This window comes from Mesorhizobium sp. WSM4844 (genome assembly GCF_055811775.1).
In genome coordinates, this window is the sequence record NZ_JBVVQB010000010.1 from 84,486 (window position 1) to 97,968 (window position 13,483).

9 protein-coding genes are annotated in these 13,483 nt (G+C 59.5%); 7 read left to right on the forward strand and 2 right to left on the reverse strand.

The window, feature by feature from the left end; genetic code table 11:
• Positions 1-113 precede the first annotated feature (113 nt).
• From AC0L2A_RS11210 to AC0L2A_RS11240, 7 genes are all read left to right on the forward strand, one after another.
• Positions 114-863, forward strand: coding sequence for an exonuclease domain-containing protein (locus AC0L2A_RS11210; protein WP_473608810.1), 750 nt, complete (start codon positions 114-116; stop codon positions 861-863).
• Between the two features lie 111 nt (positions 864-974).
• Positions 975-1,115 carry a hypothetical protein gene (locus AC0L2A_RS11215; protein WP_473608811.1) on the forward strand — a complete coding sequence of 47 codons (141 nt, stop codon included), beginning with the start codon at positions 975-977 and terminating at the stop codon, positions 1,113-1,115.
• A gap of 653 nt (positions 1,116-1,768) precedes the next feature.
• Entirely contained in the window at positions 1,769-4,429 is a 2,661-nt protein-coding gene (locus AC0L2A_RS11220) for an AAA domain-containing protein (protein ID WP_473608889.1), read from the forward strand.
• A 52-nt stretch (positions 4,430-4,481) separates the two neighbouring features.
• Positions 4,482-5,825, forward strand: coding sequence for a hypothetical protein (locus AC0L2A_RS11225; RefSeq protein ID WP_473608812.1), 1,344 nt, complete (start codon positions 4,482-4,484; stop codon positions 5,823-5,825).
• Positions 5,826-5,834: 9 nt separating this feature from the next.
• Positions 5,835-7,967, forward strand: coding sequence for a hypothetical protein (locus AC0L2A_RS11230; RefSeq protein WP_473608813.1), 2,133 nt, complete (start codon positions 5,835-5,837; stop codon positions 7,965-7,967).
• On the forward strand, positions 7,967-9,556 hold the full coding sequence (locus AC0L2A_RS11235; protein WP_473608815.1) for a DUF2357 domain-containing protein: 1,590 nt from the start codon (positions 7,967-7,969) through the stop codon (positions 9,554-9,556). Before AC0L2A_RS11230 ends, AC0L2A_RS11235 begins: the two co-directional genes overlap by 1 nt.
• A gap of 17 nt (positions 9,557-9,573) precedes the next feature.
• Positions 9,574-11,979: a hypothetical protein gene (locus tag AC0L2A_RS11240; RefSeq protein ID WP_473608816.1), complete on the forward strand. Its 2,406-nt coding sequence runs from the start codon at positions 9,574-9,576 to the stop codon at positions 11,977-11,979.
• Between the two features lie 174 nt (positions 11,980-12,153).
• Here AC0L2A_RS11240 and AC0L2A_RS11245 read toward each other — a convergent pair whose 3' ends face one another.
• Positions 12,154-13,119, reverse strand: coding sequence for a hypothetical protein (locus AC0L2A_RS11245; RefSeq protein WP_473608817.1), 966 nt, complete (start codon positions 13,117-13,119; stop codon positions 12,154-12,156).
• A gap of 38 nt (positions 13,120-13,157) precedes the next feature.
• Positions 13,158-13,454, reverse strand: coding sequence for an excalibur calcium-binding domain-containing protein (locus AC0L2A_RS11250; RefSeq protein WP_473608819.1), 297 nt, complete (start codon positions 13,452-13,454; stop codon positions 13,158-13,160).
• Between the last annotated feature and the right edge of the window lie 29 nt (positions 13,455-13,483).

Genomic DNA, 13,483 nt, shown 5'->3' on the forward strand with positions numbered 1-13,483 from the left:
CAGCGAAAAACGAGGAAACAGGTCGTTCAATTTCGACCCATGTCCGGGACGTGAGGACCAAAGACGCCGCCCTCGACGTCATCGATTCGCTTGGCGGCTCGAAGGCGACCTGAATGCGATTCTGGAATTGGTTCAATACTGTGCACTGGTCAAACTCTCAACTTCAGCCGCAGCCAAGCGTTCCCTCGGATTCGTCGGCCTTTGTGCTGTCTAACCCGGTAGTTGATGCACCGCAGATCACCCCGATGCCGCCGGCCGTGAACGTTTTCTATGCTGCATCGGGGTCCACTATTGATCGCGGCCTTCGCGAGATCATCTTCGATCTTGAGACAACGGGAACATCCGGCGAAGACCGGATTATCGAGATCGGCGCCATCGAGCTGATCAACCGGGAGCCTACGGGTCGCGCCTATCAGACGCTCGTAAACCCCGAAGGTCGAAAGAGCCATTGGGCGGCAGAAAGGAAACACGGCATCAGTTCATCAGAACTGGTCGGTCAGCCGCCCTTCGCCGCGGTGGTGCCAGGCTTCTTGGAATTTGTCGGCGGGGCGACGCTGATTGCCCACAACTGCTTTGGCTTCGACCGACGAATGCTCAATGGCGAGCTTGAACGCGCTGGATTGGCCCAGATTCCAGCGGATCGCTTTCGCTGCACGCTCGAAATGGCGCGTTCGAAGTTTGTCGGCAGTTGCTCGCTCGACGCCCTGTGCGATCGTTTCGAAATCGACCGCAGGCAACGCAACACGCACAGGGCGCTGATCGACTGCGAACTCCTCGCGATAGTGTATGCCAAACTCGACGCGGCAGCCGTCGACCCGGAAGCGGCGGCAAGAGCGGCGCCGTCTAGTGAGAGAGATGGTTGAGGATATGCGAGCCGGTGCCACCGAACTGGCGGCAACGTTGGATCGCAAGGATCTCACGGACGATACGCTCAGAAACGTCCGGAGATCGCCTCCCAGGGAGTCGGCAAGAATTTGGCTGCCGAAGCCATCGACGCTCTTCAAGCAAGCGGTGTCGGCGCTTGGTGCGTCCAGCGACTTGACGAACTCTCTGACGATTTCGACAGGCTTATAGACGACATCGCTTCTCGGCTTGGCGAGTTGGAAGATGAATGAGTTTGGCCGAACTGAATACTATTACGACGCCAGCCACATCTTTACGCAACGTCGCTGAATTGACCGCAAACAAGTTGTCGACGATGACCATCAAGTGATACTGTGTTGGTGGGGGTCGATGTCGAAAGCGCCAGACGACCAACGACTTCGAAGGGGTTTCATTGCTTGACCACACCATTAGGCGGCTACTCGCGCTTTACCCGCGAGGCGCCACCGACGATCAGCTTGTCTGGCGGTTGAGGTCGTCCGGGCTACGCATCGGTGCGTCAGAGATGCTTGCCGGACTGCTCTCTCTGGCCGAGCGCAGAGAAATCGTGCGGGCGCGGAACGGGCGATGGATGGCGGTCTCACAGTCCGCGATTGCTGCACCAACGACGGGGCCCAACCCCAGCGCCAACAACGCTGGCGCAACAATTCTTTACTCGGTTCCTGCCGCCTGCAGAGCAGTAGATCCCCCTCCTCCTTCGGGAATTGCCGAGTCGCCTACAGTCGCGTCTTTGCCGGATTGGGCGACGCTCCTTGGCTACTACGCTGCGACACAACGGCAGGATCCTCGTGGCCAGATAGTGGAATTCCCTGACCGTCATGCCGTGAGCTGGCAACTTCTTCGCAGTTCGGGTCATTGGTGGGAGGACGCCGAGGTCCGCGTGGCAATGGAGTTCTTGCCGGAAAGCTTCCGGGAGGCACTTGCTCGCCGGACAGTTCGGACGGCTGCGGTGGGATGGCCTGTTTCCATCTTTTCGATCGCCGAAGGCCCCGCCTGTATACCTGGTCTGCTCCTGCCAGTTGACTGGCGAATCGAAGGGTCAGATCTGGTGCTGAATTTGGAGGCCGCACAGCCGACCGTAAACCCAGCATGGTTGAGGGAGGTGCGGCGCAACTCCAGGTGGAACGAAAGCGCGCTGCTCGACACCCTTTTTCCCGAGGGAGAGGAAAGCGACCTCGCCGCCGTGGGTAGCCGGATGAGGCACGCTCTAGCAACGTTGGGCGGCGCGCAGCTACGTCCAGCGGATCTCGCGCCGGAGCTGGCCGTCCACGGCACCGGTCTGCGAAATGCGGCGGCCTTGTTCCTGATCGAGGATGGGACATTCACCAAAGGAGCAGCTGACGATCTTGAAGCTCTTCGAGCCTGGTCAACTGAAATGCGTTCCGGCACTGCGCTGGCGGAGTTGTTCGCGCGGGATGCCAAGAGCCCCGAGACCTCTGAGGTGGCTGTCCTCTCGCCGACCAACTTGACTGACAGTCAGTTGGAGGCAGCGGAAGCGGCGCTGCAAGGGCCTTTGACGGTAATCCAAGGCCCGCCCGGCACCGGCAAGAGCCAAGTCATACTTTCCCTCATTGTTTCGATTGTGATGGCCGGTCGGAGCGTGCTGTTTGCGGCGAAGAATCACCAAGCGTTGGACGAGATTGAGCGACGTTTGAAGGAGATCGTCCCCGCGGTTCCCCTGTTGGTTCGAGGTCGCGATGCTGACGGCGATCGGAATACAAATTTCCTTAATGCGCTTTTCGATATCGCCGGTGGCGAAGCGAGGAAACCGGCTGACGTCGACGGTATCGAGGCCGGACGGATCGGCCTGCTCAATTCCGCGCAATCGGCGGCGGCTGACCGTCGGCGGATGCGCGATCGAACGGGCCTTCACCTAGCGCTATCTGAGCTTGCCGATCGGCATGAGCTGATCTGCCGCCACCTTCCCGACGGCTCGGCAAGACGACCTCGCATTTCATGGGTGAAACGCGCATTGCTGTCCCTGCATCGGTTACTGGGCCGCTCAGTCGATCTTACTATTCCGCTGCCCGATCTTGTTCCACTTGCTGAACTAAATGCGCGAATAGCCGAGGTGCGGCGCAGACTTCAAAAACTTGACTCGCGACCGATTGACGACAGCAAAGGAGACTTCGACCCGGCCGTAGGTGCCGTTGAAATCCGCTCGTTCTTGCCAAGATTGGCGGCCGTGAAGACGCAGGCAGGAGAGGCGGAGTGGTTGCGGATATCTGAGCGCGCAAAGGAAATCCAATTTGGCAACATCAAGAGTGCGCGAAGGATGATGCCGGAAGACGCACGCGCAGTGCTTGAGCATCGTCCGGTCTGGGCCATCAGCACGCTCTCAGTCCCCTCTCGCGTGCCTCTCATTCCTGGCCTGTTTGATTACGTGATCTTCGATGAATCGAGCCAGTGCGACATTGCTTCAGCCCTGCCTCTCTTGGCGCGGGCGCGCAAGGCAGTCGTCGTTGGCGACCCGATGCAGCTGCGTTTCGTCCCATCATTAGGAATCGCCACCGAGCACGCTCTTATGGATGCGGAACGCATCCCCCAACAGGGACGGGCGTCGATCGCGCAAAGCATAAACTCGCTGTTTGATTTCTGTGCGCGCCAACCGAACGCACGGCGCCTGTTCCTGCGAGACCAGTTTCGTTCGGCACCGCAGATTGTCGACTATTTGAACTCCGATTTCTACGGCGGCAAGCTCGTGAGCAGGCGAGAGGATGATGCCTTCCGCCCCCCGTCTGGCTACAAGCCCGGATTGGTGTGGGAAGATGTTGCGGGCACCGCCAGCAGACATGAGGGTGGAACCATTAACAAGGCCGAGGCGGAGCATATCGCCACGGTTCTTCGCCGAATGGCCGATGACGTGGAGTTCACGGGCACGGTCGGAGTGATTTCTCCGTTCAACGCGCAGGTGGCGGAAATCGAAGTCAAGGTCCTGGGCCTCCTGACGAAGAGGCAGCGGGAGCGCCTGTCGCTTAGGATTGCGACAGTGGACAAGTTTCAGGGCGGCGAGGCCGATGTAATTCTTTTCTCGCTGGTGCTTGCCCCCGGCTGCCCTTCCTCGGCCCGAACCTTTTTGCAAAGGGAACGCCGGAGGCTGAATGTGGCAATTAGCCGGGCTCGTGCGCTCTGCATTGTAGTGGGGGATCTATCTCATGCTCGGTCCTGCAACATCAAGCACATAGAATATCTCGCGCAACGCGCAGTCACTCCTTGGTCGCCCCCGCGCCCGCCCTTCGACAGCGACTGGGAGCGCAGACTCGACACTGCGATGCGAGCGCGGGCGCTTCAGCCCATCGCACAATACCCAGTTGGAACACGATACCTCGACTTCGCGCTCGACCCTCAAGGGGCCAAACTCGATGTCGAGGTGGACGGCAGGCGCTGGCACTTGGATGCGGACGGAAACCGGAAGGTGAGCGACCGGCTGCGGGATGCCGAACTTCGTGCCCGCGGCTGGAAAGTGCTCCGCTTCTGGGTTCACGAATTAGCTAATGATATGGAGGCATGCCTTGACCGGATTGAACATGAACTCAGGCGCGCCTGACTCAGCCCGAGGCCAAGCCGCTCCAATCGGCGGTCGGATATGGATCGCTCTCGTGGCGATGCTCGGGCTGGCCGTAATCGGATTGAATCTGGTCGTCTTCACAATGGTGCAGGGTGCCCAGCGCATCGCAGAGAGTCGCGAGACTGAATTGCAGCGCCGGACGCTGATCGTATCGGCGATGGAGGAGCGAAAAGGTGAGTTGGAGCAAGCTATTCGCAGCCTCGATGACAAAAGAGTGGAAGCTCAGCGCGCAAAAGAGGATGCCGAAAGGAGTGCCTCGGACGCTGACAAGATAAAAGGCGATCGCGACAGGGCGTTGGCTGAATTGAACAAGGCGCGATCTGACCTTGCCGAGGCAGAAAGAAGCCAGGACGCGGCAAAGGCTGCCGAGGGCAAAGCCAAGAGCATGTTTACCCAGCTGAATGCGCAGATCGAGAAATCTACCGACGATCTGACGCAGAGCGCTCAAGAACTCAAAAAATTGGAAGCAAACCTCGCAGAGGTGAAGGACGAGATTTTAGCGGAGGATCAGTCGCGTTCGGATGCCGAGGCAAAAGCCCAAAAGGCGCGCTCCCATGGGGCTACGGCTGGAGGTAACCTCGAAAAGTTGAGAGATCAACTCGAGAAGGCCGAGAGCGACCTTGCAACCGTGAAAAAAGACCTAGCTGAGAAACAGGCTGCCTTAAGCGGAGCGCAGCAGATGTTAGCAAATGCTTCGGCCGCTGCAGACGAACAAGGGCAGCGGACCTCCGAGGCCGAAGAGAAGGCAAAGGCTGCCGAACAGAGACGCGCCGCCGCAGAGACGCGATTGGCGGAAGGTAGCTCGAATGAGGCTGCCCTTAATGACCGCTTGGCGAAGCTGAAGGCCGATGCTGCGGCTGCACAAGCTCAATTGGATGCGCAGCTTGCCTCTCTCGACAAGGTCCGGGGCGACGTAGCTCAGCAAACCGTAGCCTTCACTCGACTTCAGGCGGAGGTGGCTCGACTGCAGTCGCAGAGTGCCGCTGCCACGCAAGATGCTGCGACCGCGGATCAGGCTGCTGCGGCGCGGATGGCGGCAGAGAAGGAATTGGCGAAGGCGCAAGGCAATCTGGTGGCGGTGAATGGCCAGCTTGCTAGAGCGCAGGCAGAATTGGCTCGCACGAGGACACAGATCGCAGACACGGCAATGGACGCAGAGGCGGCCAAAAAGGCCGAGATCGCGCGGCTTGAAGCCGACAAGATGGCGTTGGAAGCAAGAAACACCCTCGAAAGCCTGAACTGCGAAATTGAAACTGCAAAAGCCCATTTGGCGGAGGTCAAAGTCACCTCCCCTGAACAAATTGCGACACCTACGACCGACCCCGATCCGGCAGCCACGGACAATTCCGTGCCGCCGTGCGCCGCGAAGGAATGAGGAACCACGATGTTAGCCTTTGATCCCGCCACCCTCGTTCTGCCGTCACTCTTGGCACTCACAGCGCTCGCCGTCTTGATGAGCGGTATCGCAACCATGTTTCAGATTCGGCGTGCGCGGCTACCCGATGCGACTCGCTACGAGCATGTGCGCGAGCTACGCGCACAAGAGGAAGGGCTATTAGCCCAGCGACGAGCAGAACTGAGCATTGTCGAACAGAAAATTCAGGAGAAAGATCGTTTGATCGCAGAGGTCTCGGCCCTGGAAGAGCGGCGAGATGCCACCAATGCAGAACTCTCCAATCTCGAATCCGCCCGAGCGGAGATCGACGAGGTCAAGCGCGAAGCTTCGGCTGCGGCGGCCGAACTGGCTGAGGTTTCACAGAAGCTCGGAGCCGCGACTGACGAACTTGATCGTGTGACCGCCGATCTAGACCCTGCCCGGATTGTCGAGCGCAAGCGTGAGGTGGAGCGTCTGACAGAGGAACTTCACCAACTCGAAGCCAAATTGCCTGAGCTTCGGGCCGAGCGCGATACCGCGTTGCGGGCGCTCGAAGAGGCGCGGAGCCTAGAGGCTACCAAGGCTGCCATCCACGTGGAGGTGGAACGGCTGCATCGCGAGGCCGAACGCCTTTCAGTTCAGGTCGAGGAACTGACTGCCATAAAGGACCAGGTGGATCGGCTGCGGGATGAACTGGCCCGTGCATCTGAAGAGTTTGGTCGTGTCGAAACACGCCGCAACCACTTGCAACGGGAACTGGAGGACCTGGCGGAGCGAAGTGATGCCGTGGAGCTGAAAAAGAGTGAGGTTCAGGCGATCGCCGTCGACCTCGCCCAGAAACGTGAACGTCGCGACGAACTGGCAGAAGAGGTGGACAAGCTCGCGGCACGGCGAGAACGACTGCTTTCAGAAAGTGGCGGCGCTGACCTGGCCGCAGTGGACGAACAGGCCATCCTCGCCGATCTCACGAAGTTGCCGGCATTGCTCGAGACACCGGCAACGTTGCGGGATGCCGGGCGAACAGAAGGCGCGGCTCTGCATGACGTCGCGGCCTATCTACAAAAGCATGGGCTGTCATATAGCGGGCGCACAGTCAGGGCCTTTCACACCGCTCTAAAGATTAATGACAATGCTCAGCTCACGGTGCTGGCGGGCGTCTCCGGCACAGGAAAAAGCCTGCTGCCGCGGCGCTATGCGGAGGCAATGGGAATGCATTTCCTGCAAATCGCGGTCGAGCCGCGTTGGGACAGCCCCCAGGATTTGCTGGGCTTCTACAACTATATTGAAAAGAAGTATCGCGCGACCGATCTCGCCCGTCTTCTAGTCCACATGGACCCATTCAGGACCGTCGAGATCGATACCAGTCGCTACGATCGCCGCGACCATATGTCACTCGTGCTACTGGACGAAATGAACCTCGCTCGCGTCGAATATTACTTTTCCGAGTTCCTCAGCCGCCTCGAAGTGCGGCCCCGATTTCAAGAGTCGGAGGATGACAAAAAGCGCAAGGACGCCCTCATCCCGATCGACATTCGCGGCCTGAAGAAGACACTGTCGCTGTATTCCGCGCATAACGTCCTCTTCGCCGGCACTATGAACGATGATGAAAGCACGCAGGCGCTCTCGGACAAGGTGCTCGATCGCGGCAATGTCATGCAGTTCGCGGCGCCGAAAGACTTTCCAACAATGAACGAAGTTGGCAATGTGGCCCGACCCGACGGTGCGATATCCTTCAAGAGCTGGAGAACATGGGTGAAGGGTTCGGACAGGCTCGACGACGCACGCCGAAACCTCGCCGGTCAGATCATTAATGGGCTTGCCGATATCATGGAGGGTTGCGGGCGGCCCTTCGGCCACCGATTGCGGGATGCCATCCTCGCCTATTGCGCCAACTACCCGGCTGATGGGAATGGCGGTGTCGATATGCGCGTGCCCCTAGCTGACCAGATCGAATTCCGGATTCTCCCAAAGCTACGTGGCCTCGATATTGAAGGCCATCGGGACCCATTCGACCGGTTGGTGAAGCTCCTGCGCGAGGATCTCGGCGACAGCATGTTTGCCGACCGAATAAGCGATCTCGTTGAGAGGCAGCAGACCGGAACCGGTTTATTCGTATGGCGGGGTCTCACGCGGCAGAGTTGATGCAAGTGACGCAGAAGCGTGAAATCGAGCTGTGGCTGCGACCTTGGGCCCTGGTGGACCTGAAGCGGCGTCACCGGCGACCCCTTGCATCCGGTTCGACCGCCATCGTGGACCGAAACCGCGCTGGCCTGTGGTTATATGTGCCTGAAGGAACGCGTGCTGGGCCGGCTGGCCTCACGAAACTCGGCGAGCCTGTTTCGGGGTTCTCCACGGACAATGGTCGAACGCTGCTGGTCCTGCCACTTCCGCTGAGACATTCGACCGGCTCGACCGTCCCGACCGCGACCGGCACCACAAAGCTCTCTTGGCACTCTGCGCCGGAAAGACCCTCAAGAAACCACGATCCGCAAACGGCCGGGGAGGAAGCCGCCCGTCGCCTGATGCTGCGCGCGGAAGCGGTCTGGGACCGACTGCGCGATGTCGAGACCGCGTTGGCCGACCCTGCCAACCTATGGGAAGAACTCCGAAAGCGCTGGACGGAAGAAGACAATGACGTCCCGCCCCGAATGGATTTGATCGTCCATCACGCGACCGCCCTCTCCCGGACCCTCGACGAGTTGGACCGCACGCCGCGGCGCATCCTTCGACGCACGAACCAGCAGGTTCCTATTTCGCGTGTCCAGGAGTTGGACCGACGCGCGATGACGTGGCTGGTGCGGCAGCCCGGCGAGACGCTCGCCGAGCGCGCTGGCGACAGGCAACGCCTTTTGGCGGTCACACGCGAGGAGAATTTCGACACGCTTGAGAACCGGGTGCTTCGCGCATATGCCGAGCTTGCCCGACATGTGGCGCGAAACTATCTCGATCGAAACCGCACAAAGGCACTTTCCAATCGGGCACGGAAGGTCAAGGATTTCGAGCGGCGATGCAAGCGTCTCGCTCACGATCTTGCCGATCGCGGCGTGCGGCTGGCTGAAGCCGGGGTGACCCCCAACTTCGTGCTTCAGCATAACCCGCGCTATCATGCGATCTGGGAGGGGTGGCAAGAGCTCCTTAAACACGATCGGATCTTCGACGAACTTTGGCAGTGGCAGGCCCGATCCTGGGAAGAATTCTGCACGCTGGCGGTGATGGTCGCCTTGGTCAGCGTGCCGGGCGCGCGTCTGATCGCGTCGGCCCCGCTTAGTTTCCTTGATGAGCAGAGACGCGGCACGTGGACCGATCACGACAACCCGTTGGGTGTTTTCCATTTGCCCAGCAGCGGCATTGTCGTCGAGGTCCGTTACCGGATGGCCAATCCCGATGTGCGATTGAGAGACTTTGGCGCTCCGATCTGGGTTCGTATCGGCCGTGTCGGTGATGCACAGGCCTTCCTAACCAATTTGGCTATCTGGCCGGTCTGGGACATCGAAGGGGGTTTGGTGGAGGGCGAAATTTCTGAAGTCTCCGACTTGCTCCCCTTCGGTCGCAAGGCCCAACTCGCCGCGGGAATCGTATTGCGCCCTGCTGCCGCGGGCAAGGAGGCCGAGATCATGGAAGGCAACGGTGTCCTGACCGCAACCATTGGAACCGATGGCAGCGCTCTCAGCGAGGGCGTAGCAGCCGTGAGAAATTTCCTCACGTCTGTAATCCAGGCAAAGGCCGGCTGATGCGTCGACTCTCGGGAATGGATATCAATGGCTGGCACGATTTCGCGGCGCGCAACTGGGAGCCCGATGACCCCCACGTGCTGTCGCCGAGTCCAATTCTTGTGGATGGCGGGATCCACGGTGTAGTCGTCCGCCAAGAGTCGGGCGTCTGGATCGGCGGCCCCCAGGCCAAGCTATCGCCACATGGACGCGGCCTAGGGTGGGGAAAGCTCGGCGATCCAGTTCGGCGCGTGGAAGTAACGGAAATCTGCAACGATCTAGCCAAGAGCTCCGAGGCGGGGCACGATCTCCACCTTTTCAAGGCCATCGTCGACTCGCTAGCGCGAGAAGCGCATTCCGTCACGCTCACGGTGCCGGATCATGACGCATTTGCGGAGGCGGCCCAAGCTCGCTTGCTGAAACTGCTCGGCCACGGCCGGCGCGCTCACCGGCTGCTCTGGCGACCCGTAGCGCTTTTCCTCGATGCCCTCGAGGCCGGTTCGATATCTCGAGATGCCGAGGGCAGGCTCGTCCGATTGCTTATCCACTCAACTTCAGGCATCGAGATGCAGGCGTTGCGTCTTCGCAGGGACCGCGATCATCCGGCCCATCTCGCGCCGGAACGCGATGGCTACGGGCGCATCGTTGTTCCGGAATTAGCGCTAGGGACGATGCTAAGACGAGCTCAGAAAGAGGTGGCAATCGCAAATCCGTCGATTCAGATCGGCAATGGCGAGAAGAGCCAGCTGGCATCAAAGTTACTTTTCGGTCAGGTGAGCGCAGGCGATACGGAGATCCTGAGAAGCGACAACGGCACTTGGATTGAGATCTTGGCGCCCCGCCTCGATCCGTCGTTCGTGGTCCAGCCGTATCATTGCGATGGCGTGGCCGATAGCAAGGACGTTGTAGCGACATTTCTTGCGACCCCGCTGGCCGAGCCATACGCGACCATGCTGGCCGAGTCTCTGAGCGATCAAATTCCCGATCTGCAGCGATTGGAATGGTCTTCAATTGCACGCGGATCTCTGAGGGCGGCTCAGCTCGTCGAACGAGGCCTTCCGCACTATTTCGATCGGCTCACACCGATTGGCCTTGCGATCCTGAAAGGCGAACTACCTCACTTTGAGGACTTGGTCGGGACCCAGGCTACGTTGCCCGCGAACCGCGAATATGTGTCGCCGATCTACGATGGCTTGACATGGGGGCAAGGGAAAAAAGAGATCGATTTCTACGTGGTCAAGGGAGAAACGGAGGTTCGTCACTGGCGGGCGCAGCAAGATGTGCCGCCAACAAAGGATGTGAATGTCGAACTTCGGCTCAGGCAAACGCCTGGGCAAAGCTGGGCAAGACTTTCTCTGACGTCACCTGAATGGGAACCGCTGCAGCGCAGCCCAATCCTACTCGACTGGGAGAAAATCCTTGTGGTCGACGAGAGCCCCGAGGAGATACTGACAAAGCTGAGATCTCCACCGCCAACTATCCCTGATCAAATCGTCGAACTCGCGAACATGGAGTTCTGGACCGGCAACGCGCGGTATATTGGGATACTGGATTGCCTTCGGCAGGGGCCTTCGGGCGGCGCCGAAGCGGGTCAAATGGCAAAGCTACTCTCGAGGTCGATGCGCGATCCCGAAACTCGAACGAGAACCCGCCCCATAGGCACAAACGGGGAACTGCCGTTGGAGCTGTCGGACGTGGCCGCCGAGGCATTTATGCAGAACCTCAATGATATGGGCCAATACGTCCAACTCGCCCTCAGTGAGCCTCGGAAGAGACTGCGAAACAATGACTATCTGAGATGCCTTACTTGGGTGTTCACGCTCTGCCCTGAGAACGTTCAGAACGCCATCGTCGACGCACTGGAAGCCGACTTTCGCGGACGCGGTCATCCCCTACTTGTTCCTGCGAATGCCAAAACGGTCCTCACGCAAGGTGCAGGGCGTGCTCTTACCGGCCCGGAACGCATTGGTCGCGCGCTTGCCGTCCTGGCCGCTCGGCCCTCCAACTCTCACACGCTGAACGCGCTTGCCATGATTCTGTCACGGCGTGACGAGGCACCAGCTTCGCTAACCGGCGAACTCGTCCGGCGGATCGCCGATCGTCTCGTGGGCGAGTTGCGCGAACGATTGAACAATAGAAACTTCCTCATACGTTTCAGAAACGCCCTCTCGGCAACCGCTGGTCTCTTTCGATATCGTGAGATCGAGCCATACGCACTGCTTTCGGCTCGAGATCCAACCGCCCAACGTCTGCGTGACGTGCTCTCACAAATCGGCGAGGCGCTGGGGCGCGAGCGACTTCTCGTTCGCCATCAACAGGAGCTGCGAGAGACCGTCTTCGGTCTAATCAAGCTTCTGGATGGGGAAGGAGACCCGAATATCCTGCACAAGATCGACAGTCTGGACGACGATGATGAGGGCAACGCCGATGGTCAGGACGATTAGCTGCTAGCCGGGATGGCGTCGAGATTAGGGAGCGCCCCACCTCAATTTACGTCCGGCAATTCCGTTGAGAACCATTGGGACGCCTTGCCCCTCCTCTGCCCGACGTTCTTCAACTTATTCCCGCACCCTGCAGGCCACTCGAAGTAGCCTCGAGGCGCCCTTAGCCAGCCGAAATTATTCAGATCGGTCCGACTTGGAAAGGACTGCCTTGAATTCTGCGGACAAACTCAACCGTTGTAGGCGCTCAAGGGCAGCGACTGCAGAATTGACGCGCTCGGACAAGAGGGCAAAGGCGACATGGTGGTTGATCGGTGGAACACGGATGCTGACCGCCGCGGTGGCTTTCCCCGCCGCAAATTCCATATCTTCGTCTAGGATTGGAACAAGGAGTGCCTCCGCGCGCTCAGCGTCCCTGCATGCGATCACCAACTCGACCGTTCCCTTCTTGAACTTGTGGTAAAGTCTGCACTTCGGTGCCTTTCGCGGAATCAAGAAATCGATCCAAGAGGAATCGCGCCCCTTCTCGGGCGGTTCGGCCATCTCAATGAGGGAACCAGGCGATTTCAGGTGAAGCCAGTAACTGCGCCAAAACTCGGTCATGGCGCGGTCTACTTGCTTGACGTAGCCTTTTCGTCCGGACGCAATGGCCTTCGCCAGCATGTGGCGTTTGAAGGCTAGATCAGGCCGTCCAGCTTTCTCGAGCCAGTCGAGGACAGTCTCATAGGGAACCTCGATATCCAGGAACTGCCGCTCCTCCTCGCGCAGTCCTGCAAGATATTTCTGAGGGGCAAGGAGGACGATCCGGAAGCTGCTCCACTTGCCAGACACCTGTCCTTCCTCTCCGCGCATTCGGTAGCGCTCAAGCTGTCGCGGTGTAAAGGGAGCATAGATTTTGTTTTCAACAAGGTAGCCGACCTTCGTGTCGCTCTCAGCGCAGACGATCTCGACGTCGGTTTCTCCAGTCGAAGTCTCGAACACGGAATGGCGCGCCGAGACAAATGTGACCGAACGCTCGGGTTGAGGGTCGACCAAGGCGCAGAACCAAGAACGGAAGCCGCTGTCAATGTAGAGCATCTCGAGCAGCAGCATATCGATCATCCGCTCGTCGACAACGGGCAGCACCTTGACGTCCAGGTTCATGGCAGGACGGTCCACATCTTGAGTAGGTTGGATAGGGATCAGCACAACGACTCACACGGCATCCCGTCGCTGTCCCGATCGAGCTTGCCGCCCCAAGAGCAATTCTCAAGATACCACCGCGCCTCGTCGCAAGAGCCGATTTGCGAACACTTTAACCGCGGCTGGCAAGACCAGCTCTGCGCGACCACTGTCGGCCGGTTCGTCCTTTGCGAAAACGGACTTCCAGCGGTCGGAAAACCTCTTCGCTGTTCGACCGTGTGTTCCCCGCGTAACGGCGAGCTACTCACGGACAACACTGACAGCGCCGTCACCAGGGTAATCACTGAATGCTTCATAGTTCCCCACGCCTCGCGCCCTTCGCATA